A 26,372-nucleotide genomic window follows, 5' to 3' on the forward strand; every position below is an offset into this window, starting at 1 on the left:
CCTACTCAGCGGTCTTTTTCCAGGCCGCCGACCATTTTCTGTCGTCTCTGTGACACGTGGGAGTCACGGCGGTGACTCGCCGACCGACGAGGCGATACCGTGTGCGAGGACGCCCCGTCCCCCTGCCCCTACCCCGCCAGGAGAGTTCGATGAGCCCGAACGTCCCCCTCGATACCGTCAGCGTGATCGGTCTCGGCTACATCGGCCTACCGACCGCCGCCGTCCTCGCTCAGGCCGGCAAGACCGTCATCGGTGTCGATGTGAAACAGACGAACGTCGACGCGATCAACGCGGGCACGGTGCCGTTCGTCGAGGAGGGCCTGGAGTCCGTCGTCGCCGGCTGCGTCGCCCAGGGCAAGCTCTCCGCACAGCTGGAGACCCCGGAGGCGGACGCCTACATCGTCTCGGTCCCGACCCCGTTCATGGGCGATCACGACGCGGACCTCTCCTACATCGAAGCCGCCGCCCGCGGGATCGCCCCGAAGCTCTCCGGCGGCGAGCTGATCGTGCTCGAGTCGACCGCCCCTCCCGGGGCGACCGAGCAGATGGCGAGGGTCATCCTCGAGGCCCGTCCCGAGTTCACCGACGAGCCCAACCTCCCGAACTCGCTGTACTTCTCCCACGCCCCGGAGCGTGTGCTCCCCGGCCGCATCATGATCGAGATGGTGGACAACGATCGCATCATCGGCGGTATGTCCCCGGAGGCCGCGGAGCTGAACCGCGATCTCTACGCGAGCTTCTGCAAGGGTGAGCTGCTGCTGACCGACGCGAAGACCGCCGAGATGGCGAAGCTCACCGAGAACGCCTTCCGCGACGTGAACATCGCCTTCGCCAACGAGCTCTCGATCATCGCCGACCGCCAGGGCATCGACGTGTGGGAGCTGATCGAGCTCGCCAACCACCACCCGCGCGTGAACATCCTCCAGCCCGGCCCGGGCGTGGGAGGCCACTGCATCGCCGTGGACCCGTGGTTCATCGTCTCCGCCGATCGCCGGTTCTCGAACCTGATCCGCACCGCACGCGAGGTCAACGACTCCAAGCCGGAGCTGGTGATCGAGAAGGTCATGGAGAAGGCGGCACGCTTCAAGGATCCGACGGTCGCAGCGCTCGGCATCGCCTTCAAGGCGAACATCGACGACCTGCGCGAGTCGCCCAGCCGGAACATCGCCGGCTCCCTCGCCGGAAAGCTCACCGACGGCACCGTGCTGGTCGTCGAGCCCAACGTCGACGAGCTGCCCAAGGAGCTCGCCGAGCGCGACAACGTCGAGCTCGCCGAGCTGGACTCCGCACTCGAACGTGCCGACATCGTGCTGCTCATGGTCGACCACGACCCCTTCAAGACGCTCGATCGCGAACTCCTGCAGGAGAAGATCGTCATCGACACCAAGGGGCTCTGGCGGTGAGTCGGACCGCCGGCGGGCGGAGCCGCCGGTCCCACGGGGCGCAGGCCCCGGGGACGGCGCGTTCGGCCACGACCGAGCGGCTCCTCGAGTCGGCGCGTGCCGGGGCGAAGGACGCGACGGCGTTCGAGCAGACCCTCGGCACCTATCGCGAGGCCGTGGAGGCCGCGGACTTCGACGGCTCGGTCATGCTGGAGTACGCCCGATTCCTGATCGCGAACTCCCAGGGCAGCACGGCCGAGGAGGTCCTCGCGCTGGCTCTCGCGCGCAACGGGGCCCTCATCGACGGCCTCGAGCTGTACCTCGATCTCGTCAGGGAGCTCGATCTGCCGTCCCACCGAGTGACCTGGGCGCTCGATCGGCTCCGCGACGACATCCCCGAGGAGCCGGCTGCGCATCGCGCCGCGCTCGACTACGCGATCACGCACCGTCTCGATGACACCCTGCGGACCATCGGTGCCGGCACCGATCGTGTCAACCGAGCGATCGTCCTGATCAACCAGGCCTACGACGACGGCACCTTCTCCGAACGCACCCTGGCGGAGGCCGGCGACGGCCTCGGGGAGAACGACGTCATCCGCGCCCACATCACCGTGGCGCTCGCGCGCGGCAATCGCGCGGTCGCGACCGAGCTGCTCTCGAGCGCGGATCCGCGGGCCGTGCCGATGAACGCGCTCCGCCGCGCGATCCGACGAGCCCGCGGCGCCGGCAAGGACACGCAGGTCACCCAGTACGTCGAGGCGTATCGGAAGCTGCTGCCGAACGACGGCTGGGCGAAGCGGCTCCAGGACGAGCACCGGCGCAATGCGGTCAGCAACTACCAGCTGGGCCGCACCGGGTTCCCCTTCCCCACGATGCGACCCGAGCCGGCATACGAGGCGCAGAAGGATCATGTCTTCTACCTCCTGCACAACTCCTTGCCGCACAACTCCGCCGGATACGCCGCCCGGACCCATGGTCTGCTCTCGGAGCTGAACCGCATCGGGTGGGATGTCGACGGCGTGACCCGGCTGGGCTACCCCTACGACATGCCGGGCATGGGGGACATCCCCGATGTCCCCTCGCGCGACGTCGTGGGCAATGTCGAGTACCGGCGCCTGCTGACGAGCCGTGACATCGAGAAGAAGAATCCCTTGTTCTTCTACACCGAGCGCTACTCGAAGGCGCTGCTGGAGCTCGCCGAGCAGGAGCGACCGGCGATCATCCACGCCGCCTCGAACCACTGGAACGGGCTCACCGCCGTCAAGACAGCGCGTCGGCTCGGCCTGCCCTCGATCTATGAGGTCCGCGGGCTCTGGGAGGTCACGCGGGGCTCGCGCAATCCCGAATGGGCCCAGAGCAACATGTTCAGGTACATCGCCCGGATGGAGGCCGACGCCGCCAAGGGAGCGACCCGCGTCTTCGCGATCACCGAAGCCCTGCGCGACGAGATGATCAGCCGCGGCGTGGACGGCGACAAGATCCGTGTCGTCCCGAACGGCGTGGACACCTCTCGCTTCACCCCCCTCCCGAAGGACGAGGAGCTCGCCTCGCAGCTCGGCGTGGGCGGCAAGACGGTGATCGGCTACGTCGGCTCGGTCCTCGACTACGAGGGCATCGAGCTGATGCTCGAGGCCGCCGAGGTGCTGGATCGCACGCGCGAGGATTTCCACGTCCTCATCGTGGGTGACGGCGCCGAGCTGGAGCGGTTCCAGAACCACGTCGAGGAGAACGAGCTGCAGCACGTCGTCACGTTCACGGGGCGGGTTCCCCATGAGGACGTGGAGCGCTACTACTCTCTCATCGACATCACGCCCTTCCCCCGCCTCCCCCTGCCGGTGTGCGAGATGGTCTCCCCGCTGAAGCCCTTCGAGGCGATGGCGATGGGCAAGGCGGTCGTCGCCTCGGACGTCGCCGCGCTCCAGGAGATCGTCACTCCCGGCGTGAACGGGTACCTTCACCGCAAGGGCAGCTCGGAGTCGCTCATCGAGCAGCTGGACCGGCTGCTCGACGATCCGGAGCACACCCGGCAGATCGGTGCGCAGGCGCGGGACTGGGTCGTGCAGAACCGGGACTGGCAGAAGCTCGCGACGCTCATCGCGGAGACGTACGACGACCTGGTCGGATGACTGGCCCCACGTCGTGCGGCGCCCCCTGCATCGCCGGCTGACACGACGGGCAGCGAGCAGCGATGAACGATCCGACCAGGAAGCGACCCACGCGAATACCGTGGATCACGGCCATCGCCGGGGTCACCGCGGCCCTGCTCGTCGTCCTGGCCGTCGTGCTCTTCCCCGAACAGGACGCTCCGGACCCGCCGCCGACGCCTTCCCCGACCGAAGCGGCCACGAGTGCGTCCGGATCAGCGACCCTCTCCCTGCCCGACGACACGGAGCCCGTCTCCTTCCGGTTCGACGTCGACGCGGAGCAGTCCGTCCTGCTCGAGGCCTCCGTGACCGCGACCTATACCGCGAGCACGGGAGAGCGACGCGCTCTCTACGCGATCATCGGGATGTCCTGCGGAAGCATCGACGGGCCGACGAACACCCAATCGGTGAACGGGACCGAGAACCTGATCCATCAGACCACCCGCCAGATGACCCAGCTCCTCTCCTACGATGTCGAGACGCCCGGCGCGCATCGTTGCACCGCCAACGTCAGCGCTCCGAACTGGGACCCCGAGTACGGGGACGCGGAGCTGTCCCTGACGGCATCCATCCGTCTCGTGACCGAGGACGAATCGGCATTCCACCACGCCCCCACGAAGTCGCAGCAGCCGATCGTCCTGGATCCCGAGGAGGAGGCCCTCGTGGTGGACGAGACCTTCCCCCTCGCCGCGGGACGCAGGGGCGATCTGGCAGTCATGTCCGGCACCCATCTCACCTCCTGCACGATCACGAACGGGTCGCGGGACCGGACGGCGGGGAACCTGTGCACCGAGCCCCTGGTCGATCGCGGGGGAAGCACCGTCGCCACCCGCACCGTCGTCGACCAGCTGCAGGGGGACGAGGTGTGCCGCACGGTGACCGCCGACCGCACTCTCACCTCGATCGATCACCTCGTCCATCACCGACTGCTCCACTCGGAGGAGACGATAGAAGGGTTCCTGGCGAACCCCTGCGGGGACCGCCTCCGGATCCGGCACCACGTGGCGAATGACGGCCCCGCAGCGCTCGTCGTCCATCGGGACTCGACCAAAGCGGTGTCAGTTGCCCATTGACCTGCGAGCACCAGCCCGGGAGAAGGTTCCCTCATGACGATCTCGAGCTTCTCACCTCCGCGTGACGAGTCCTTCGACGGCTACGCCTTCGTCGGGGCCGATTTCGTCGCGGGTCCCGACGGCTTCGCCTCCTTCCGCGGCACCGGGAGAGCGATCGGCCCCGGCCTCGACGGCTGTTACGCCCTGACCCGTCGCACGGAGGCAGGGTGGGAGTCCGGGACGGACGCCCGTGGCCTCCGCAAGCTGTTCTTGTTCCGCCGGGGCGACATCTGGGCGCTGAGCACCTCGCTCCATGAGCTCGCGGCCCACCTTCGCGCGCACGGTGTCACCCTCCGTCCTGACCTCACGGTGCTCCGTGCGTTCGGGGTCCGCCAAGCGCTCACGGCGCAGCTGAACTCCTCGCGGACGCTCTTCCAGGACGTGACCCTCGTGCCGTCGTTCTGCACGGTCAGGATCGAGGCCGACGGGCCCCGCATCGTCGCCTCGGACCGGGACTCCGACGTGCCCGGTTACGAGGAGGCGCTCGGGACGCATCTGCACACCTGGCGATCACGGTTCGCGACGCTCGTCGCGGACGATCGGACCACCTTCGTCGCCGACCTCAGCGGAGGTCTCGACTCCCGAGTGGTGTTCGCCTTCGCCCACGCGTCGGGGCTCTTCGAGCACGCGCGGACCCGCGCGCAGATCGCATCGCAGGAGCGGATGCCCGAGGACTTCATCGCGGCGAGCGCTGTCGCGCGTCAGTACGGGGTGGAGCTCAACGGTCCGCCGATGCCGATGCGCACGCCGACCAGCCCTGACCAGGCCCTCGAGAACTGGAAGCGCCACAGCCTGGGCGTGTACATGCCCGTCTACCTCAGTCCCCATGCGTTCGACGCTCTCAGCATCCGCTGCCATGGCGCCGGGGGTGGGACCTTCCGCGACATCTTCACGGGCACGACCCTCCGGAACCGTCTCCTCTCGACCAGGAAGAACTTCGCCGAGGAGACGTTCGAGGAGTACTCCGCCGAAGTGCTCGGAGACCTCGAATCCCTCTGCCGGATGCGACCGGAGGTCGATCCGCAGAAGCTCCACTACCGGGAGTTCCGCAACCGGTTCCATTTCGGGCACGCGCCGCAGAGCCGGACGACCTTCTCGCCCCTGAACTCGATTCTGATCGATCCGATCGCGGACCGGCCGGAGGCCGACGATCGCCGGACCTACTTCGACATGATGGACAGCCTCGTCCCGGGTCTGAAGAACGCGCCGTACGACGACTCCGCCAAAGCGCCGAAGAGCCCCGCGCCCAGTGCCCTCTCCGCGCGGCTGGCGAGGGTCCGCCCGGAACCCGGCCTGGTATTCGCTCAGCACAGGCCCGGCCCCGTCGAGAAGCGTCATCAGCGAACGGCCTTCTCCCACTTCTACGAGTTGGCCGAACGGTCGCTCGAGCGCTCGGACGTGCAGGATGCCATCGGTGATGCCCGGGTCATCCGCCGCACCCGGACGTTCCTCCGTGAGGTCCGCGCACAGAGCGGGAGACCCCGTGCGAATGCACCGGGCCACCAGGATGCGGCCTACGCCCTCACGGCAGCGCTGGCGGTCGGCGCTCCCCTGGATCCCTGACCACCCGCTCCTCGGCTCAGCGGGGTGCGAGCTGCTGCTTCAGGTCGTAGAAGGACAGCGCGCCCGCGACGTACGAGCGATCGACGTCATCGAGGGTGTTCCATGCCCCGCTGGCGGCGCGATCCCGCGCCGTCAGCGCCTTGAGGTACCTCCTGGCCGTATTGGATCCGGGACCGTACGAGGGATGAATGCAGGTCATATGGGGGAACGAGTTCACTTCCAGCACTTTGGGCTGCTCCGAGGCGAACTCGTCGACGACGATGTCCACACCTGCCGTCATCAGTCCCGGGACAGCGGCGACTGCGCGCAGCGCCTGTTCTCTCACGCGGTCCGAGACCAGATGTGTGACGAGCACGGTCTCGCTGCCGAACGACACGGTCGCCATCGCGGTGAGGGGGATGTTCTGACCCGGAGCAGGGATCGAGTTCACCGTCAGACCCTGGGCGTCCAGATGAGCGATCGTGTGGTGATCGCGCCGCAGCAGCTTGTTCCGGAAGAACCCGCATTCCCCTCGTCGTGCGTTCTTCGCGTCGATGAGCTGATCGACCGTGGCGGATCCGTCGCCCGTGACGTATCCCGGGATCTTCACCAGCAGATTGTCGAGGACGCCCTCGACCACGGTCGCGCGCATCTCGAAGCCGCGGAGGACCTCCTGCACCAGGACGCGCGGCTCGCGCCCGGCGTCGCGCTGCAGTGCCACGCATTCCTCGAACACATCCCTGAACTCGTGGCTGCGCACCCCGACGAACACGCCTCGGCCCAGGGTCATCGAGTGGGCTTTGACGACCACTTCATCCCGCTCACGAAATGCTTCCCGCAGGGCGATATCGCCCTGGTGCTCCAGATAGGTCGCCGAGTCCGGGACTCCGACGCCTCCGGCCCGCAGGGCCTGCGAGGTCCGCACCTTGTCATTGCAGATGGCCTTGCTCGCCCGCGGGCAGCTGGGGAGCCTGGCGGGCTCGATGTCCCCGAGGACCGACCCGTCCTCCCGCAGGAGCCGCACGTACCGCTTGCCGCGGGCGTTCTTCCGGAACCGATGGTCCACCCGGAGATCTTCCACGGCCTCCAGGAGGTTTCCCATCACCGTCCCCTTGACCGATGGCGGGTAGATGTTCTCCGGACCGATGGCCACGGTGCGCAGCAGGGCGTTCAATCGGGCCGGTTCCACGGCGTCTCCTTCGTCAGCTCGCGTCTGGCGGATCGCGCCGCGCCGGCGTCCGGGCCGGTCGCGCTCTCGTCCCGACTACGGATCATAGGGGAGATCCTCTCGCACCGGTGCCTCTCCGCCACGGAAGCGCCGCCGGCCGCCCAGAGCCCTCCCGTATCGTTCTCCCGTCGTCGCATCACGCGCAGCACGTCGAGATCAGGTACCCAGGAGGCCACGCATGCAGGACGATCTCGCCTACCGCTTCGGGTTCCTGTGCCTGGAACGCGAGGGGGCGGTTCCTGCCCCCGTCGCGGTCTCGCCGTGGCACCGGATGCGACTGGCGGGGCACGACCTCTTCATCCATCCCGAGGCATCCGTCCAGTCGGTCGCGACCGCGCGCGGCGAGGTGGCGGTGGCGGTCGGCGATGTCTTCGTCGCGCACGGCGGGCGGTCGCTGGACGAGCTGCTGCTCGCGGTCGCCGGCGGTGAGAGAGCTCCGCTCGAGGACCTGAGCGGCCGCTTCGCACTGTTCCTGGTCACCGCCGGGGAGGTGAGTGCACTGCATGACCCGCTCGGTTCCCAGACCCTCTTCTACTCCGGGACGGGCGCCATGGCGGGATCTCACGCCGCGCTCCTCGCGGAGGCGCTGGAGGTCCCGCAGTCCCGCGCGGTGCGGCGGTACATGGCGCTCCCCGAGTACAAGGCCAGGAACACTCGATTCCTCCCCGGAGACCTCACCCTTTTCGACGAGGTCGCTCTGCTGCCGCCCAACAACGAGGTCCACCTGCGCAGCGCCCGGACGTCGCGCTACTGGCCGCTCCGCCCTGCCCGGGAGACCACTGGCGATGAGGCCTTCGCCGTCTGGGACGAGTACTTCACCCGCTACGCCGAGTTCCTCGCACCTCGCTATCGACCCGTCCTCGGGCTCACGGGGGGAACCGACTCCCGCTCGGTGATCGCTACCCTGCGCAGCAAGGGCATCGGTCTGCGTTGCGAGACCTGGGATTCCATGCCGGCGCAGGAGCGGGAGCGGATCGAGCCGATGGTGGCTCACCTCGGTGTGGAGCACAGGTGGCTGGACCTCGGCCATCGCGAGGACTCCGCGCGGTTCCGCGAACTCCGCACGGCAGCTCAGAAGGCAGCGGGATTCACGCGAGGGACCCCGCTCCTGCCCGCGCTGATGGATGGCACGGCGGGCCCCAGGGACATCTTCCTCTACGGGCACGGCAGCGGTGTGATGCGGGGTTCCTACAGCAGGTTGTTCAAGCCCTGGCTTCCGGAGGATCCGCTGAAGCGCCACTACGCCCTGTACGCCGGTGCGAAGCGCAAGGAGGCCTCGCAGGAGTACGAGAAGTTCACCCTCGCGGCGCTGAAGAGCTTTCTGGTCCGCGCGAACTACGGCGCCGAGCTCCACGGGGCGGACGTCGGCGACCTCTTCTACTGGGAGCAGCGGATGGCGAACTGGGCGGCGCTGCAGATCGCGACGTTCGCCGTCACGGTGCAGTCCCATGCGGCGCTGAACAGCCGTCGGCTGTTCTCCACCTTCTGGGGCATCCCCGGGGAGGCACGGAGTGCGAAGGAGCTCAACCGGGAGATCATGCGCCATTACGACCCGGTGCTGGCTGATCTCTGACCCGGCCCGCGGACGGCGCGACCACGGCGAAGGACCCGCCACGATCCGGAGTTCGTGAGGAATCGATGCACCGCCCCGACGGAGCCGTCAACTCGCGGCCGATGTCGTGATCCCGGGCGGTACCTCGTCTCCGGCGACAGCAGCGGCCAGCACGGACCGCACGATCGATCTGTCGGGCGGGACGTGCCCCGCCGCACCATCGACCAGCACCGGGTGCACGTCGTGCCCCTCCGGGAGCGCGGCCATGAACGGGCCGTACTGGCCTTCCATGTGGGTGCTGTCGTTCTGGTTCTGCACGTAGAACACGCGTCGCGCGGAACCCCGGTAAAGACGTGTGAGGTCCGTCGACGCCGTCATCCTCGACAGGACGTCGTCGCCTGTGAGTCCCCACGCGAGCCTGGCATACCGGGCGACCGCCACCGGACTGTACCTCGCGAGGTTCGTCTGCGGATTCACCGGGACCGCGACCGCTCCCTCGCGGCGGGCGGCGTAATAGAGGGCGGCGAACCCGCCTCCCGACGAGCCGAAGGTCACCATCTTCTGGTCCGGGGGGACGAGGTGGTTGAGGATGCCGCGAATCGCCCATTGCAGGCGGGGCTGCTTGTGGTTGCCCGCGTACCAGCCCAGGTGAAGGTTGTCCGCGAGGTAGAGGGAAGGGTCCGCGACATGCACCCGGTTCGTCGGCATCGTCTCGCTGATGCGGGTCCCGGCGAACAGGGGCAACGTGTATCTGCCGCCCGTGAGCGCCGCGTGGAAGAACACCGTGGTCGTCCCATATCCGCGGGGATCGTGCCGGACGTCGATGGGCACGCCGCCACGCATGATGGTGAGCACTCCCGCCGGGTGTGCACGGGCGTCCATGAACTCTGCGAGCGACCGGTAGACGGTGTGCTCGCCGGAAGTGATGTGCCGCTTCCCCATTCGCCGAGCGTACCCGGGGCGGGCGCTCGGACCGCGCCCTCCGGGCCCCGGAGTGCAGGCCCCCGCGGACCCGCGTACCGGATGTCGACGCCGGAAGCTGTCAGTTCGCAGCGCGATCGCGAGCGACACCGCCGGCGTCGGCGAGGTGCAGCTGGTACGGGGACAACGTCACGAGATCTCCCCGGTCGCGGAGCTCCACGATGCGGTCCAGGATCATGGTCAGCGCCTCGACGGTGAGCTTGCCCTCCATGCCCAGCCGTGACGGATGGAGCATGAGCTGCAACCCCCGCCGTTTGCGCACGACGGCATCGATCCGCTTCGTGATCTCGCCGACCCCTCGCGCGTCGAGGGTCACGTGGGCCAGGCCGTCGCGCACCCGTCCGTCGAGGACGCGCTGGGTGGTCCCGGAGACGTGGCCGGAAGCCACCGCGTGGTGGGCGAGGATCGTGCGCCCGGGGAGAGTGACCCAGTCCGACGGATGCGTCCCCTTCCCGAAACCGGCGTAGTCCTCACCCGGGACCCCGGGAGGATTGAACCCCCAGACCTTGCCCGCGGCAGCCGGCAGCTGCTCCTCGATCTCCGCGAGGGAGGCGACGATCTCTTCGTGGACGTCCTCGGGCGTCGAGATGCCGCGGTGCGAGGCCGAATGGTTCCACACCTCGACGTGGCCGGCGCGGATCCAGTCGTCCATCTCCTCCGGCGTGACGCCCTCGTTCTCGCGCAGGTCCCAGTTCCGCGGGTTATGGGCCTGGGAGACGGTCAGCCCGCGCTCGATCGTCAAGGGCAGGACATGCCGCGCGAAGTTCGCCAGGCCATGATCGAAGCGGAGTGCGAGGGCGGCGCGGCCGTCGGTGTCGATCGGCCCGCCGAAGGCATGCTCGAAGGCGGTACGGCGGATCTCGTGCTGGATCCATGCGTCGCCTGCGGTGGGGTCGGCTGCTTCGCCGGTCATGGGTGTTTCCGTCCTGTCGTGACGAGCGCCCGTTCAGCCGCGTCCGCTACGGAGTCCTCGCAGGGACCACTGATCCGACGGGCCTCGCGCGGCCTCACGCACGTAGTCGAGGTACTCCTGGGGCGGAGGCACCCGGTGACCGGGCCCCAGATACGGCGTGTGCGCGGTGAGCCGATGCGCATTCGCGGAGGCTCCGAAGGCTTCCTGGAAGGGCAGGAAATGTTCCTGGTGGTGCATGTCGTCGCCGGGGTTCTGGATGAGAACCACGTCCTGATCGAAGCCGATCCGGCGATACCGCTCGATGAGGTCCATGCGGGGTGCCTGCTCGGGATCGTCCGAGACGGTGTCCCTGCCGAACAGCGCCCAGTGCGCCGTCTCGGCGATACGGGGCACGTAGTGATCGATCTGGATCTGCGGGTTGAAGGAGACCACGCGGGTCCCCTGCAGATAGGCGCCGAGCTGGAGAGCGGCGAAACCGCCCCCGGAGTTCCCGACCAGCAGGACCTTCTCGAGGCCCCTGCGCTGGGCGTAGGCCTCGATCATCCGGGCGATCGCGAGGTGGAGGTCGACGTCCTCGTTCCCCACGTACCAGGACAGCATCATCCGTGAGTCGAGGTCCAGGCACGGATCGGAGAAGAACATGACGGGGCCCAGCCCGAGCTGGGAGAAGGAGCGCATCCGCTCGAATCTCGGCATCGACAGGCGCGAGCGATCCGTCGCCCCGTGGAAGTAGATCGTGAGCACGTCCCCGGGGCCGTCGAGGAGGTACGTGGACGGCACGAGCTGCCCGAGGTCGACGCTCCAGATGGCGGGTTCCTCGATGCCCTCGGGCAGACGAGCAGGATCGAGCGTGGTCCGCACCGGCACCGTGTAGGAGGGCTGGACGAGCGACTGCTCCGCCCAGTCCACCAGGGCACTGCGACGGACGTTGCCCACCAGGGCGTCCTCTGCGATGACGGAGTCAAGATCCGTGCCCGCGATGTCGATCAGTGCCGCGGCGAGCCCGTGGTCGCGCAGTCCGGTCACTCGCAGCTCCTCCGCCGCCGACAGCAGCTCCTGCAGCCCTCGACGGCGCGACTCGGGGCTCTCTCCTTCGGCCCGGATCTGCGACTTCACGGACTCGACGGCCCGGCGCACGGCGAGGCGCTGCTCGAGAGCCTCCTCGTCGCTGAGCGAACCGGCCGCGGCGTAGGCGACCGTCCGGGCGACGGCGTCGTCCGGATCCAGGCCCGACGGCACGATCGCCGAGAGCTCCGGCGTGACCACCAAGGTCTCGTCGAGCTGCTTGTCGGCCATGTCAACCGTGAACTCCTTGCCCGCGTGGGGGACGCGGCGAGCACTGAACCGTTCGGGGTCCACCACGTCGGAGATGATCGTGACGGCTCGCGCGCTGGTGCCCTCCAGGGGCACGCGCAGGCGCCAGGCGATGCGTGCGCCGTCGCCGTCCTTCACCTCGTCGACCGTCGGTTCGTGCACCGACCCCGTGGAGGCGACGATCGAGACGGTCTTGTCGTCGGCGTGGAGCCGGAACCCGCTCGGCACCGTCTCGACGTCGACATCGGGCGCGACGATCCACTGCTGGTGCGCGCGGAACTCTGTGGAGGACCGGACGGTGTCGTCCACGAGGACATAGTTCCCGGTCCGGGCGAAGACCATGTGCCGCTGCCACTGGACCGCCAGGTGCAGCGCGTTCTTCACGACGAATCCGTCGAGACGGTCGTCGGAATACTGACGTACCAGCTCGGCCCCGCCGAGGATGCGGTAGCGGACGTCCTCGACATGGATGATCGAGTGGGAGTCCTCTCCGGCCGCGTCCGGGACCGGCGGATCGATGAGCCAGTCCCGGCCCTGCGAGTGGTACGTGAGGCGGGACGGGTCCCGGTGGGCCTCCCGGCCCCGCACCGGACCGAGGATCAGGCTGACGTGCGTCTCGTCGCGAGCGTCCCGCTCGGTCTCTCCCCACCCGCTGCGCAGCGAGACGAGGCCCTCGGGATCCACGTGACGGATCGTCGTCGGTGGCGTGCCCTCCTCTCCTCCGGTGACGACATAGCGCATCTGCGGCAGCTCTGCGCCGGGGACGGGATCCGGCAGCGCATCGCCCATCGGGACCAGGGTCCCGTCGGGGCTCATGGCGTGGATCCAGAAGTCCTCGTCGCGCAGACGCTCGAAGATCGGGTGGTCCCGCGGGATGCCGAGGGATCCCAGCTCCTGCTCCCACTCCCCAGCGGTGTCCACGATGCTCGCGAGATCCTCAGCGATGGCGTAGCCGTCCTCACGGAACGTCTCCGTCGCGGCCCGGAGCGCGGTCTCCTGCAGCTGCTCGTCGGTGTCCCCGCGCCGATGCTGCAGCGCGAGGCGCACCTGCAGCACGCGCAGCCGCCGCGCCGCGGGCGCGGCCTCCTGCTCCGAACGCTCGAGCATCTCGAGGTGCCGCGGGATCGCGCCGATGGCCGCGCTCCCCTCGGGTGCCCCGAGAGCGATCGTGACCGAGCGCTGCTCGAGGGGATGGGTCCCCCAGGCGGCGGATTCGGGGTTCGTCGCCGCTGCCGAGCGGGACCAGGCCTCGAAGATGCGCGACCAGGCCTCGTCCGCACCGGCGATCTCGTCCCGGACGCGGCGCAACGGATCGAGCCAGCGCAGCGACTGCAGCATGAGGACGTGGTTACGCGCCAGCTCCCCGGTGTCGTCGTAGGCGGCAGGACGGGTGACGGGCACGACGTCCTCGCCGAGCTTCACCCGACCCTTCAGCAGCCTCTCCGCCCGGGAGACGTCCGTGGAGCGCGGGGCGAAGAAGCTCGTCATCAGCCGCGCGGTGAGGTGCTCCCGGGCGATCGAGCTCATCACGCGCGGACCTCCCGTGCTCGCCGGTTGAGGTCGTCGACATGGGAGTCGAGCCGGTCGATCCACAGCGCCCGGTTGAGCCAGGACTCGTGCACGGGAAGTGCCTCATCGGTCGTGATGATCTCGAGGAACTCCTCGATCTGGCCCTGCTCCAGGAACTCCGGCCACAGTCGCGGGGAGCGGAACACCTCGTGGAAGTACTCGGGGTCGGTGTCGTAGGTCGCGAGCTTGCGCTTCATGCTCCGCTTGGAGTCGGCGACCTGTGCCTTGTAGTAGCGGATGTCGGACCACTTCGGCAGCGCGCGCCGGACGATCTCGTCGGGGAAGATCTTGTTGACCCGGTCATCGGGCTCGAGGTCGAAGCAGGCCCGGACATACGCCGGGCCGGACAGCATGATCGCGGCCATGGAGCCGAGCGCCTGGTTCCCCCAGCGGCGGAACTTCTCGGTCAGGTAGAGGTAGTCCAGCGAGGCGATGTCGGGGCGGCCGTGGCGAACGGCCCGTTCGTAGTAGTGGTCGAAGACGCCTTCCAACGCCCCGTGGGACGTCTCGGTGGCCAACCTCCCGCGGAACGCGCGCGCGGCGTAGTCCACCGGGTGGGGAAGCTTCGCGAGACGCTCGTAGTCGCCCGGGCGGTGGTAGTAGTACCCGTGCATGATCTCGCCGCCGACCCCGCCGATGCTCAGGGCCGCGGAGCGGCCGGGGATCCGCGTGTTCGACTTGATGTTGGTGGGCGCGGCGTCGCCGTCCCACATGGCGAAGGCGTTGGCGAAGCGCTCCTCCAGGGACATGGTGATCCCGCCCGGGGTCGGGACCGTCACGTCGTGCCGGATCTCCTGGTCGGGCTGCTGATCGCCGTCGAAGGTCGCCATCAGCTCCTGGGCGATCTCCGCCTCCGCCTCGAGGGTGCCCAGAGTCATGACGCGGGCGCTGCTGCCGCCGCTCAGCCAGATCGAGGAGGTCATCCGGGAGTCCCGGCCCCCGCTGAGGTACAGCGTGGGGGTCTTGACGCTGAGCGCATCGAGATTGCGGGCGATGATCCGCGTCTGGTCGATGACGCCGCCGTAGTCCGGGCGGTCCGGGCGCTGCCCGACGAGCTCGGTGAGGTCGGTGTGCTCGGGGAAGCTGACCGCGCCGCCGGGGCTGATGTCGAGGCAGGTGGACTCCCGCAGCCGGCGGATGCCGCGGATCGGCGAGTCGTCGAGCATGAACCATCCGGCCAGCACGTAGCGGCCCACGGCCTCCTCGTCGACCTTCGCCGGGCCGTCGAGGAAGTGCGTGAGGATGCCGATGTGGTTCGAGGCGGCCACGAAGTCGTCCGTGACCACGTAGTAGCAGCGCCCCAGCCCGAGGGTGTCGGCCCAGACGCGGACGGACCCGTCCGAGCTGCGGTGGATGCCGAAGTGGTTGGGCAGGAGCCGTCCCAGCTCGCCACGGCGGACCAGTGGCGCGAGCTCGTCCCAGTAGGTCTCCGGGGAGGTGTCGTAGTCCACGGGGATCGGGGGCTGGGAGACGGCCATGATCTCCGAGCCCTCCTTGTGCCAGGTCGAGGGCTTCCAGGCGCCCTCCATCCGGTCCGCGTTGAACAGGGCGACGCGGCCGTCGGACCACTGGTGGTCCACGGCGTCCCCGAAGACGGTGCGGGCGTCCTCGACGACGGCTCGGAAGAGGGTGGGAAGGCGGTCACGGGCCCCCGGGTTCCGGGCGGCGCAGACGAAATTGATGTTCACGGCGAAGGGTCCTCTCGTCGCTCTGAGGTGGGGGAAGCGCCGACCTCAGTCGAGGCGGAGCCGGGTGTCGACGGATGCGCGGGTGTCGATCGGGAAGGTGAAGCCGACCGACCAGGTCGGTTCCATCGAGCGGTCCTGACGGGAGCGCCAGCCTCGCATCGGGCTGGTCTGTCCCCGCACCGGCTCGAGGACACGGCCCGGCCCGGCGATCACCAGGCGGGTGCTCTCACCGGCAGCCGTCGAGACGAAGACGATCTCGCCCTCGCCGCCGACGGACTCGAGCTCGAAGTGCCCCGAGACGTTGAACCACAGGGTCCCCTCCCGGGTCTCCGGGGACTGCGAGAAGACGGAGTCCTTGACCAGGAGCTCCTCCCCCGGCGTGTACACGATGCGGCGTCGGTGGATGTAATCGGCGTGGTGGACGCGAGCGGACAGGTCGAACACGCCGTCCTCGGAGCGGGAGCACTCGCCCAGCCCGCTGCCGTAGGGCTTGCGGGTGCGCCGCTCCTGGCTCCGGCCGTCCATCATCAGCGTGTTGTGAGCCATCGTGCCCTCGACGTACTGCCGCTCCGGCGCCGCGTAGTAGAAGCCCTCCCGGCGCAGCGAGGAGTCCTGCGGCAGCAGGTCGCCGTACCCGAACCGGCCGCCGTCGGTGAGGATCTGCTGCCCCCGGTCGTACCAGACGACGTTCAGGTCATCGGCATGCTTGTGGGCCCGGGAGTGGAAGGCGGCGCTGAAGGCGAGGTACCCGGAGCGTGCCAGGGTCCCGGGGCCGTCCGGCTGGGGGGAGCGCACGAAGGCGTAGCCGCCGTCGTGGTAGACCGCCAGTTCCTGTCCCGGGCGCTCACCCTCGGTGCCGTCGGAGAGCAGGTACTGCGTCTGCGGATCGATCGACTGCGACTCCGGCTTGACGATCTTCGTCTCCGGGGAGTCCCCGAACTGGACGAGTGCACCGTCGGGCTGGATCATCCAGCCGAGCACGTGCGCCGCCCGCTCGACCCTGCCCTTGACCTCCTCGTCCTCGATGAGCCCGTCGTTGACCGCGAGCTCGAAGGAGTTCAGCAGCATCCGGTGGTAGTCGGGCGAGTGCTCGAGATGCACGCCGTCGGGGGCGAACTGGGACTCCGCCATCTGCGCGAGCCGGGCGCGCCCCTCGACCGCGGTCGGCCCGGCGTCCGGGAACATCCAGGCGTACTTCGCGGCGTGGACCTGCGAGACCGCCGTGTAGAAGCCGTGGTTGTTGTTGGGGTTGAACGCGCGGTCCTGATGCAGCTCCTCGAGGTGCCAGGCGACGGCCTGGGCGAGGACCACGGCCTCGTCGCGCATCTCGGCGACACGCGATGCCCGCAGGGCGAGAGAGATCAGGCGCGGAGTGCGCAGCGACTGCGACATGTCGTACCACGCCATCGGATCGTCCTCGTCGTCCGCGAGGCGATGGATCTCGATCCAGCTGACCGCGATGCGCACGGCCTCGCGGAGCCAGTCGAGATCACCCGTCTCGTCGTAGGCGCGGAGCAGCGGGTCCATGAACTCCCACGCATGGAGGTGGAAGCCCCAGGAGCGGTGCTCCTCGCCGTAGTGCGCCCAGTCCTCGATATGCGCCACAGGCACCGGCTCGAAGCTCGCGAACCGCCAGCCGGTCTCGAGGATCGACTCCGGGCTCTGGCGGATGTCCTGGATGGTGAACCAGCCCTTGAGGGCGGGGAGGTCCGCGGCGGCGAGCTGTTCGAGCAGCTCCCCGGGGTTCATGCCGCGTTCGTCGAGAGCGAGCTCGGACTCCAGGGGCAGGTTCTCCGGCCCGTCGTAGCCCAGCTTCCGGTAGATGCGGTAGTACTCGTTCACGTTCCTGTCCCAGGATCGGTGGTTCCGGACCCAGCGCGCTGCCTTCTCGCTGAGCTCCTGGCGTCGCGCCGGATCCTCGATCAGAGCAGCGATCTTCAGGGCCAGGTCGTCCGCGGAGCCGGCGCGGAAGGTCTCCACCGCACCGGACTGATCGGCGATCTCCTGCAGGGCGCCGACGTCGGAGAGGATCACCGAGCGCCCTGTGGAGAAGGCCTCGAAGGGCTTCAACGGTGTCACCAGGTCCGCGACCTGCGACTTCTTCCGAGGTACGACGAAGAGATCGATGAGGCCGTAGTAGCGCAGGATGTCCTCGTGCGGGACCCGGCCCGTGAAGATGACGTTCTCGATCCCCTTCTGCGCGACATGCGCCTGGAGCGTCTCGAGGTAGTCGCCGTCCCCGACCAGCAGGAGGCACATCGGGGTGGTCGATCGCGCGGCGGCCAGGCGGTAGCCGTCGATGAGGGTGTCGATCCCCTCGTACTCGACGATCGAGGAGATGTAGCCGACCACCACGGCGTCCTGAGGGAGGCCGATCTCGGCCGCCAGCTCCGGATCAGGGTCCTGGACCGGGAAGTTCTCGGATTCCACCGCATTGGGCACGATCGAGACGTCCTCGCCGGCGATGCCGCCGTGCGCCGAGGTGAGGATGTGGTCCCGCATGACCTCGGCGAGGGTGAAGACGTGGTCCGGCAGCAGGCGCGCGACCTCCTCCGCGTGCTTGCGCAGCTCGTAGGCCGCCGGCATGCCGTACATGCCGAACATCATCTCCGCATCGGCGCTCCAGCTGTTCGCCGTGATCGTGCGGGAGAGCCAGGACTCCTCCCAGAACCCGCGCGACTCGTAGATCGTGGGGATCCCGTACTTCCGACCGACCGCGCTGACGATGAGCGCGTTGAAGAAGTCCGACTGGGCGTGCAGCACGCTCGGGCGCACCTGCTGGACCAGCTCGGCGAGGCCGATCATGTTCACCCGCAGCCATTCGTCCACGAGCATCTCGTTGCGCACCGGGCCGGGCAGCAGGAAGTAGTCGATGCCCTGGTGGGAGTACTGCTCGATCTCCTCGAGGGTCATTCCGGTGATCCCGGCCTGACCGACGATCGCCACCGGCAGACCCCGGCGGGCCTGCGCGACGGCCGTGTACTGCGTGCGCAGCGTGTACCCGGTCTGGGTGTGAGGGAGCACGCGCCCGACCATGTGCAGGATCGGGCCCTCGGGATCGTGGGCCCATCCGTCCGAGAGCTCGGCGCCGACCAGCGTGGGCTGGGAGAACAGCTCGATCTCGTGCTGGATCTTCGCCACGGCGTTCGCGTCGTTCTCCCGCTGCGACTTCTCGTGCACCGTGGTCACGACCGTTGAGGCGAGATCCCAGTAGCCGGCCGCCCGGTAGAAGCGGTAGAGGCTGCGCAGGATGGTGAGGCTCTGCTTCTCCAGCACATCGAAGTTCTCGATCAGCGGGCGGAGCTGCAGGAACTCCTCACGCCGCAGATAGTCGACGAAGAGGCGCGACGCCTGCCCGGTCGTCAGCAGCGACCTCGGGTCGCGGCCCAGCTGGATGGCGGACTCGAAGGAGGTGCGCACCGCGGTCTTGGTGGTCATGCGCAGTTCCTTGACATCGGCCTCGACGGGTTCGAGGAACCCGGCGGGAACCCGCGCACGGAGCGTGCGAAGATCCTTGCGGACCCCCATGAGTCGAGCGTTCGTGCCGTCCTGACCGGTGTGGAGGCTCGCGACCTCGCCCCTCAGCTCGCCGGCCGCCGCCTCGTTCCGATCCAGTCGCGCTCCGGCCGCGTCGAGACCCGCGGACGCCGTCGCCAGGTCGGCGCGGAGCCCGGTGGCCTCCTCGGAGAGCCTCTCCTCGAGGGCGTCGGCCCGTTCCCCGAGCGCCGTGGAGCGTGACTCCAGGTTCCCGGTGCGTGTCGCCATGCGATCGTTCGAGGCCGTGAGACGCCCTGCGATCCGCAGGAGTCCGACGCAGGCCCCGACGACGAGCACGATGCCGAGGATGCCCGCGATGAGGGCGACCACCCACGATCCCAGTCCCGCAGCCACGGTCATGAGCGCCAGGACGAGGATCGCCCCTGCTCCGATGATGAGGGTGACGCTGCGCAGTTTCGCTCTCAAAGTTCCGCCTCCGGCCTTCTCGTTCTCGGTCGTCACGTACTTCTCCCCCCGGGGGCGTCTCAGTCGGTCTGCCCGCCGAAGTCCTGCGGCCGTTCGGCGTTGCCGGACTTCCACCGGATCGCCTCCACGGTGCGTCGCGCGGCATCACCATCACCGTACGGGTTCACCGCGTTCGCCATCGCGGCGTACGCCTCGGCGGAGTCGAGCAGGAGGGAGACCTCGTCGACCAGGCGCTGACGGTGGGTCCCGATCAGCTTCACGGTGCCGGCCACCACGGCCTCCGGACGCTCGGTGTTCTCCCGCATCACCAGGACGGGCTTGCCGAGGCTGGGGGCCTCCTCCTGCACGCCGCCGGAGTCCGTGAGCACGATGTCGGCCAGGCTGAGCGCCCGCGTGAACTGGGCGTAGGACAGCGGCTCGATGAGCACGACGTTGTCGAGCCCCTCGACCGCCGGCTTGATGGCGGAGCGGACCTTCGGGTTCTTGTGGATCGGGAACACGACGGTCAGCTCCGGGTGCTTGGCCGCGAGGTCGGCCACGGCCTTCCCGATGTCCTCCATCGCGGAACCGAGGTTCTCGCGGCGGTGCGCCGTCACCAGCAGGATCGGCCCGGTGCTCCCGGCCGCCCGCCTCTGCTGCAGCTCCTCGAGCCGTGAGTCGTCGAACGTCACCTCGACGTTGCGGGTGGCGAAGAGCAGGGTGTCGATGACGCTGTTGCCCGTGACCACGATGTCGTTCTCGCTGACGTCCTCGCGGGTCAGGTTCGCTCTGCTGGTCGAGGTGGGCGCCAGGTGGAGAGCGGCGATCTGGCTGGTGAGCTTCCGGTTCGCCTCTTCGGGGAAGGGCGAGTTGATGTCGCCCGAGCGCAGGCCGGCCTCGAGGTGCACGACGGGGATCTGCCGGTTGAACGACGCCACCGCCGCTCCCATGACGGTGGAGGTGTCGCCCTGGACGATCACGGCATCGGGCTGCTCCTGCTCCAGGACCTCGTCGACGCCGGAGATCACCTTCGCCACGATCCCGTTGAGGCTCTGACCGGCGCTCATGATGTTCAGATCGTGGTCCGGCACGATGCCGAACATGGTGTTGACCTGGTCCAGCATCTCCCGATGCTGGCCGGTCACGACGATGATGTTCTCGAGATCGTCGGCCTGCTCGATCGCCTTGATGATCGGGGCGACCTTGATCGCCTCAGGTCGGGTGCCATAGATCGTCATGATGTTCTTGGCCATGGTCAGCTCCATTTTCAGGGGTGGTGGGGCTCGAGGGGTCGCGGGGGGGGGATTCAGCTCAGATCATCGGGCATGACGGTGGGCGGGAACGACTTCCGGGGAGGGAGGTGCGAGCGGTCGTAGACGCGGGTGAAGGGATCCGGTTCGAACTCCGGGACGTCGGTGGAGGCGTCGCGGTTCGCGGCCGCCTGGCCCTCGAGGGACAGAGGGAAGATCTTCTCGGCACGACGCTTCGCGTCTCCTTCGAGGAGGGCGTCGCGGAGCAGGCCGGCGGCCTTCTCCTCCTTGCCCTGGGCCAGGTTGTGGGCGAACCATCGGTATTTTCGGGCGACCTCCACCGCGTCACCGTCGATGACCACCTGACCACGTTCCATCCAGATGGCGCGCGAACACATGTTCTCGATGGTCTGCGCCGCATGGTTCACCAGGAAGACGGTCCCCGCCTTCTCCAGCATTGTGTCCATCGCCCGCTTCGATCGCTCCATGAAGGTCGCGTCCCCCGTCGCGAGGGCCTCGTCGATCATGAGGATCGACGGATCCGCCGCCAGCGAGATGGCGAACTTGAGGCGTGCCCCCATGCCGGAGGAGTACGTCTTCATGGGGAGGTCGATCGCGTCGCCGAGGGCGGAGAGCTCGACCACGTTCTCGAAGATCTCCTCCGCCTTCTTCGGCGTGAGCCCCATGGCGAGAGCGCCGAGCTTCACGTTCTGGGCACCGGTGAGCTCCGGGATGAGTGCCGCGCTCACGCCCAGCAGCACGGGGCGGGAGGTGGTCAGCACCGTGCCGGTGCTGGGCGCCTCGAGTCCGGCCAGGGTGCGCAGCAGCGTCGACTTCCCGGAGCCGTTGCGCCCGATGATGCCGATGAACTCCCCCGAGCGGGCGGCGAAGGAGACTCCGCGCAGGGCGGCGACGCTCACCATCTGCTTGCGCTGGAGCTTTCCCCGGAGTCCGGAGCGAGGCGTCCGGTCGGTGCGCAGGACCCGGTACCGCATCCGGATGTTGTCGGCGACGACGGTCACCGGCGACTCGGCGGGAGCTTCCCACCGCTGGTCGTCCGTCTCCGCATCGCCGTCGTTCGCGGGAAGGTTCACGTCACTGTCCGCCGCCATAGCTCTCCTCCCCCCGCCAGAAGAAGAGGAACCCGATGATCAGCAGCCCGACGGCCCAGCCGCCGAGGATCAGCCAGGATTCCAGCGGCGGCACGCCCCCGTCCATGAGGACCTGCCGGTACATCTTGATCATCTGGTAGATCGGATTGAACTGCACCACCGCATTCACGGTCGGGTGATCCAGGAAGCGCTCGATCGGGAAGATCACGCCGGATCCGTACATGAGGAAGCGTCCCACCACCGTCATCAGCTGGCTGACGTCGGGGATCAGGAAGCCGAGCCGGGAGACGAACAGGTTGATCCCCAGGTTCAGCACGAACTGGAGCACGTAGATGGGGATGATCAGCAGCCAGCTGGTCTGTGGCAGCTCATGGGGTGGGATGACCATGATCATCACCAGCACCACACCGATCGTGTACTGCATCTGGAGCATGTCGCGCAGCTCCGAGGCGATCGGCAGCGATGCGCGGGGGAACGAGAACGCCCGGATCATCGACCTGCCGGTCTGGAGAGTGCTGGTGCCCTGGCTGATGCTGCGCATGGTGGAGCGGAACATGAGGATGCCGATGATGACGTAGGCCGCGAAGTTCTCCACCGTGCGCCCGGACATGTCCAGGATCAGGCCGAAGACGACGAAGTACAGGGCGGCATCGAGCAGCGGGCGCAGCACGAGCCACACGCTGCCCAGATGGTTCCGACTGTTCTGCGTCGCGACCCGGTGTCGCGCGTCGGTCCAGATGAAATGTCGTCGCTGCCAGAGCTGTCCCAGGTACTCCCCGAGACCGGGGCGGACACCGACCGGGAAGAGGCCCTCGGCCTGGAGGCCTCGGGCTTCCAGTCGGTCCATGACCTGCTGTGCGACCTTGGAGTCACCGGCCATCCGCGTCACCTCCTCCACGATTCCTCAGAATCTGCTCGTACACCACGCGGTATCGTCTCACCTGTTCGGACCAGGAGCGTTTCCGCGCCATCGTCCGGCCCGTTGCAGCGTGCACGCCGAGGTCACCGCCGTCCAAGAGCGCGTGGGCGATCGCACGTGCCATGTCCTCCGCCGAGCCCGGTCGGACGAACTGCGCGCACGGGCTGCCGTCCTCCGTCGTGAGGACCTCACGGAGCGCCGGGAGGTCCGAGACGATCAACGGGCGCCCGAGCGCCAGCGCTTCGATCGGCTTCTGCGGAGTGACCAGACGGGACACCGCCAGATCACGACGCGGAACGGTCACGACGTCGAGCGCCTCGACCCAGCGGCGGACCTCGTTGCGCGGGACCCGCCCGGGAAGGTGGACGCGGTCGGCGATCCCGAGCTCGTCGGCGAGGGCGACCAGGCCGGGGCGGGCCGTCCCGTCGCCGGCGAGGACCACATGGATCCTCTCGCGCGACTCCGGCGGGAGCGTCTCGTCCGCCAGGAGGAGTGCCACCGCGCGCAGCAGGACGTCGAAGCCCTCGTAGTCCACGAGCGCGCTGGCCGCGCCGACCAGGAAGGCGTCCTCGGGGATCCCGCAGCCCGGACCCAGTCCGACGCTGGCCCGGGCCGCCCCGCTGTCCACGTGCCCCGCGAAGAGGGAGTCGTCGACCCCGTTGGGGATCAGCGAGATCGTGCCGGCGTCCACCCCGCGCGAGACGAGCTCGTCCGCCATGGTCCGCGAGAGAGTGATGACCGCGTCGGCGGAGCGTGCCAGTTCTGCCTCCCGGGCCGCGATCAGCGCGGCCTTCTCGGACTCCGCGGCCGAGCGGCGCCCCTCCGCGGTGCTGTGCGCGGCCACCCAGGTCTGTTCCATGAGCCCACGCACCTCCAGCACCCAGGGCAGCCCCGTCGCCGTCGAGACCGCCTGCGCCACCAGGGCGTTGAGATAGTTCGTGGTGGCGTGGATGACGTCGGGCCGGAACTCGTCGACGAGGCGCAGCGCCTCCTCGATCTCGTGCTGAAGCCGCATTTCCTGGGTCTGCGGAAGCGCTCCGGGCAGTGCCCGGACATACCGGATCCCGTCGACGACGTCCTCGTCCCGGGCCGTGAGCACTCCGATCATCACCGGATACCCGGTGCGGGTGAGCGCGACGGATTCGATGCCGTCCTCGCGCAGAGAGGTGAGTATCCGGTGGCTGCGCAACGAATATCCGGACTGGGTGTGCGGCAGGGAGTTCGTCAGCAGATGCAGGACCCGCAGAGGGCCGCCCGGTGGCCGATCCCCCGCAGGGGTCGCCGCGGGAGCACCGTCCGCGAGCATCGTGAATCCCGGCTCCAGCAGCTGCAGCTCGCTGCGCAGACGACGGGCGGATCTCGATTCCCCGGCCCCGGAGTCCTGGAGGAGATCGACGGCGGCGTGCAGGTCCCCGCGCGCCCAGGCCGCGCGCGCCCTCGTCGACGCCGGCGAGGCGGCTGTGAGCAGATCCGGCCGGTCGAGCAGGACGGCGACCTCCCCGGAGAGCCGTGAGAGGCGGTGACCGGCGCCGGAGCGCACGAGGGCGTCCTCGGCGGACTCCTGGTGACCCGCCATCACGGATCCGAGGGACCCGACCCCGGCCAGCGCGCTCGTCGCGCGCTCGAGCACCATGCCGATCCGCACCCGGAGGGGGAAGGGCATCCGCCTGCCGACCTGGATCGCGAACAGGGCAGGGTCGTCGGCGAGATGCTGAGCCCCTGCCTGCAGGAGGAGCCGGGCGTTGCGCAGCAGATGTCGGTGACGAGAGCTGGGGACCGGCGTTGCCGGGCGACGCCGAGAGTCAGTGGTCACTCGGCCGAGACTATCGCTCATGCCGCCCTGCCCCCGCGGGCGGGCGAGCGGTGATACCGCCACGCGCCGGCACCGGGCAGACGCGCCGCGTCCGCGCCATGGAGCCTCACGCAGCGACGCTCCACAGCTGCGTGCGCACCCGTTCCAGGCCACCGACATGATCCGGCAGCGCGTCGAGCACGTAGGCCTTGTTCAGGTTGGACTCGTGCATCGCATTGCCCTCGCCGTCGTGGACCGCCTTCTCGATGCCCGTCATCGCCTCGGGGGTGAACCAGCGCTGCCAGGCGGTCCGATCGTGGATCAGCCGTTCCATGGACCCGGGGGACGTCTGCCAGGTCCGCACCCCTTGGACGCGGACCGACTTCTTCGAGTCCTCCGGGGTCGCCTTGTAATAGGGGATGTCCTCCCACTGAGGGATGAGGGCCCGTGACATCGCCTTCTGCATCACCTTGTCGAGGCGCTGCTCAGGGGTCAGGTCGATGCCTGCGCGCACGAAGACAGGGTTCAGCAGCAGCACGAAGGAGGCGGAGTTGAGCTGTGCGTTGATCCACCGACGGAACTTCGAATGCATCTGGAACACGTTGAGCGCGGTGGCGTCCTCGTGCCCGAGCGAACGCGTGAACGCCTTCTGGTTCTCGATGAACTGGAGGGTCGAGACCCGGGATTCCGGGGTGTTCACCTTTCCGAGGAAGGCTCGCCCCACCCGGTCGATCGGGTGCTCCATCGCGCGGGCCGCCTCGAGCATCTTCGGCGTCGAGTAATAGATGCCGTGCATGACCTCGCCGTTCGCGCCACCGATCGTGAGGCCCGACCGAGCAGGAGGTCGCCGGACCGGCGCCTTCAGGTTCCCCGGGGCGAAGTCGCCGTCCCACATCAGCAGTGCGGCCGCGAGGCGGTCCTCGATCGAGAAGTCCGAGATCCGGCCCGGGTTCGGGTACGTCACCCGGTGGGTGATGCCGGTCGCCTCGAGGGAGCCGTCCTGGTCGATCGCCGCCAGGAGCGCCTCGGCGACGTCGACCTCACCCTGCAACGTCCCCATCGTCTGGAGCTTCGCAGGCTTCCCGCCGGCCAGCCATGCCGCGGCCGTCACCCGGGAATCCTGCCCTCCGGAGAGGTGGACCGTCGGCTCCTGCACGGCGATCGCGCCGATGTTGGAGGTGAGGACGGCCATCGAGGCGGCGACCGCTTCGAAGTCCGGTTCGCGCTCCCGGTAGGCGTAGAACTCCTCGTCCGTGGCGTACCGGCGCCAGGAGACCTCGTCGTGGATGCCGACGCCGACCACCTCGGCGGGACCCAGCCGACGCACGTCGCTGATCGTCGAACGGTCCTCGGGCCAGAACCCGACCTGCGCGAGCAGGTCGGCTCCGTAGACGTCGACCTCCAGGGGCCGTGAGGAGAACAGCGAGACCATCCCGATGTGGTTCCCGACGGCGACGAAATCCTCGTTCTGGACGACGTAGGCGCGCCCGAAGCCGAAGACGTCGTTCCAGACCTCGAGACCGCCGTCCCGCCAGAGCGAGGCCCCGAAGTATCCCGGCTGCACGGTCCGTCGGCCGCGGTCCTCGCGCAAGGCCTCCCGCGCCCACCGCTCCCACCCGTCACGGGGGATCTCCTCGGTGTACGACACGGGAGGCTGCGAGAGGGAGAGCACGCCGTACTCGTCCGCGAGCCAGGTCGGGACGTTCCAGGCGCCCTCGACCGCGCGCGCGTTGAGCACCGCCCGTCGATCGGTCACCTCGACCGCTGCGTTCGTGATGTCGTACGCCTCACCACCGAGCCGGAGTGCCTCGTCCCAGATCCCCGTCAGGAGCCTGCGGCCCCGATCCGAGATCGCAGCTGCCGCGAGGGTGATGTTCACGATCGATCTACGCCTTTCGCACGATGTCGGACCCCATTATTCACAGGCTCCGG

Annotated in this window: 16 protein-coding genes; 5 read left to right on the forward strand and 11 right to left on the reverse strand. The window is 68.7% G+C overall.

Features of this window, described 5'->3' with window-relative positions; all coding sequences use genetic code 11:
• The first annotated feature begins 149 nt into the window (after nt 1–149).
• From wecC to JOF43_RS00795, 4 genes are all read left to right on the forward strand, one after another.
• Entirely contained in the window at nt 150–1,403 is a 1,254-nt protein-coding gene (wecC, locus tag JOF43_RS00780; protein ID WP_209897904.1) for a UDP-N-acetyl-D-mannosamine dehydrogenase, read from the forward strand.
• Nucleotides 1,400–3,508 (forward strand): glycosyltransferase, encoded by a 2,109-nt coding sequence (locus JOF43_RS23095; RefSeq protein WP_209897906.1) that lies wholly within the window; start codon nt 1,400–1,402, stop codon nt 3,506–3,508. Before wecC ends, JOF43_RS23095 begins: the two co-directional genes overlap by 4 nt.
• A gap of 62 nt (nt 3,509–3,570) precedes the next feature.
• Complete coding sequence (locus tag JOF43_RS00790; protein WP_209897908.1) at nt 3,571–4,599, forward strand: hypothetical protein; 1,029 nt, start codon at nt 3,571–3,573, stop codon at nt 4,597–4,599.
• A gap of 33 nt (nt 4,600–4,632) precedes the next feature.
• Entirely contained in the window at nt 4,633–6,201 is a 1,569-nt protein-coding gene (locus tag JOF43_RS00795) for a macrolactam cyclase family protein (RefSeq protein ID WP_209897910.1), read from the forward strand.
• Between the two features lie 16 nt (nt 6,202–6,217).
• Here JOF43_RS00795 and JOF43_RS00800 read toward each other — a convergent pair whose 3' ends face one another.
• On the reverse strand, nt 6,218–7,369 hold the full coding sequence (locus tag JOF43_RS00800; RefSeq protein WP_209897911.1) for an ATP-grasp domain-containing protein: 1,152 nt from the start codon (nt 7,367–7,369) through the stop codon (nt 6,218–6,220).
• Nucleotides 7,370–7,586: 217 nt separating this feature from the next.
• On the opposite strand from JOF43_RS00800, the gene JOF43_RS00805 reads away from it, so the two are divergent.
• The gene (locus tag JOF43_RS00805) at nt 7,587–8,981 is read left to right on the forward strand and encodes an asparagine synthase-related protein (RefSeq protein ID WP_209897913.1); all 1,395 of its coding nucleotides are present in this window, start codon (nt 7,587–7,589) and stop codon (nt 8,979–8,981) included.
• Nucleotides 8,982–9,068: 87 nt separating this feature from the next.
• Here the strand turns inward: JOF43_RS00805 and JOF43_RS00810 are convergent, their stop codons facing one another.
• From JOF43_RS00810 to JOF43_RS00855, 10 genes are all read right to left on the reverse strand, one after another.
• On the reverse strand, nt 9,069–9,902 hold the full coding sequence (locus tag JOF43_RS00810) for a hypothetical protein (RefSeq protein WP_209897915.1): 834 nt from the start codon (nt 9,900–9,902) through the stop codon (nt 9,069–9,071).
• A gap of 100 nt (nt 9,903–10,002) precedes the next feature.
• Entirely contained in the window at nt 10,003–10,854 is an 852-nt protein-coding gene (locus JOF43_RS00815) for a polysaccharide deacetylase family protein (RefSeq protein ID WP_209897917.1), read from the reverse strand.
• A gap of 33 nt (nt 10,855–10,887) precedes the next feature.
• On the reverse strand, nt 10,888–13,695 hold the full coding sequence (locus JOF43_RS00820) for a hypothetical protein (RefSeq protein WP_209897919.1): 2,808 nt from the start codon (nt 13,693–13,695) through the stop codon (nt 10,888–10,890).
• Nucleotides 13,695–15,425, reverse strand: a complete 1,731-nt coding sequence (locus JOF43_RS00825; RefSeq protein WP_209897921.1) for an asparagine synthetase B family protein — start codon at nt 15,423–15,425, stop codon at nt 13,695–13,697. Before JOF43_RS00825 ends, JOF43_RS00820 begins: the two co-directional genes overlap by 1 nt.
• 45 nt (nt 15,426–15,470) lie before the next feature.
• Entirely contained in the window at nt 15,471–19,424 is a 3,954-nt protein-coding gene (locus JOF43_RS23100) for a glycosyltransferase (protein WP_209897923.1), read from the reverse strand.
• Nucleotides 19,425–19,447: 23 nt separating this feature from the next.
• Nucleotides 19,448–20,620 (reverse strand): non-hydrolyzing UDP-N-acetylglucosamine 2-epimerase, encoded by a 1,173-nt coding sequence (gene wecB / locus JOF43_RS00835; protein WP_209897925.1) that lies wholly within the window; start codon nt 20,618–20,620, stop codon nt 19,448–19,450.
• 53 nt (nt 20,621–20,673) lie between these two features.
• Nucleotides 20,674–21,729, reverse strand: a complete 1,056-nt coding sequence (locus JOF43_RS00840) for an ABC transporter ATP-binding protein (protein ID WP_209897926.1) — start codon at nt 21,727–21,729, stop codon at nt 20,674–20,676.
• Nucleotides 21,713–22,609 carry an ABC transporter permease gene (locus JOF43_RS00845; protein ID WP_209897928.1) on the reverse strand — a complete coding sequence of 299 codons (897 nt, stop codon included), beginning with the start codon at nt 22,607–22,609 and terminating at the stop codon, nt 21,713–21,715. The genes JOF43_RS00840 and JOF43_RS00845 overlap by 17 nt, the downstream gene beginning before the upstream one ends.
• Nucleotides 22,599–24,461: a glycosyltransferase gene (locus JOF43_RS00850; protein WP_209897930.1), complete on the reverse strand. Its 1,863-nt coding sequence runs from the start codon at nt 24,459–24,461 to the stop codon at nt 22,599–22,601. Before JOF43_RS00850 ends, JOF43_RS00845 begins: the two co-directional genes overlap by 11 nt.
• 106 nt (nt 24,462–24,567) lie before the next feature.
• A complete protein-coding gene (locus tag JOF43_RS00855) occupies nt 24,568–26,319 on the reverse strand; it encodes a hypothetical protein (protein WP_209897931.1) in 1,752 nt (583 codons plus the stop codon).
• Nucleotides 26,320–26,372 lie beyond the last annotated feature (53 nt).

It is taken from the genome of Brachybacterium sacelli (genome assembly GCF_017876545.1).
In the GTDB taxonomy this organism is placed as follows: Bacteria; Actinomycetota; Actinomycetes; order Actinomycetales; family Dermabacteraceae; genus Brachybacterium; species Brachybacterium sacelli.

Excerpts from the sequence above, each read along its gene's own strand:
- wecC (WP_209897904.1), top strand. The coding sequence starts at position 150 with ATGAGCCCGAACGTCCCCCTCGATACCGTCAGCGTGATCGGTCTCGGC.
- JOF43_RS00790 (WP_209897908.1), top strand. The coding sequence starts at position 3,571 with ATGAACGATCCGACCAGGAAGCGACCCACGCGAATACCGTGGATCACG.
- JOF43_RS00795 (WP_209897910.1), top strand. The coding sequence starts at position 4,633 with ATGACGATCTCGAGCTTCTCACCTCCGCGTGACGAGTCCTTCGACGGC.
- JOF43_RS00805 (WP_209897913.1), top strand. The coding sequence starts at position 7,587 with ATGCAGGACGATCTCGCCTACCGCTTCGGGTTCCTGTGCCTGGAACGC.
- JOF43_RS00810 (WP_209897915.1), bottom strand. The coding sequence starts at position 9,902 with ATGGGGAAGCGGCACATCACTTCCGGCGAGCACACCGTCTACCGGTCG.
- JOF43_RS00815 (WP_209897917.1), bottom strand. The coding sequence starts at position 10,854 with ATGACCGGCGAAGCAGCCGACCCCACCGCAGGCGACGCATGGATCCAG.
- JOF43_RS00820 (WP_209897919.1), bottom strand. The coding sequence starts at position 13,695 with ATGAGCTCGATCGCCCGGGAGCACCTCACCGCGCGGCTGATGACGAGC.
- wecB (WP_209897925.1), bottom strand. The coding sequence starts at position 20,620 with ATGGCCAAGAACATCATGACGATCTATGGCACCCGACCTGAGGCGATC.
- JOF43_RS00840 (WP_209897926.1), bottom strand. The coding sequence starts at position 21,729 with ATGGCGGCGGACAGTGACGTGAACCTTCCCGCGAACGACGGCGATGCG.
- JOF43_RS00845 (WP_209897928.1), bottom strand. The coding sequence starts at position 22,609 with ATGGCCGGTGACTCCAAGGTCGCACAGCAGGTCATGGACCGACTGGAA.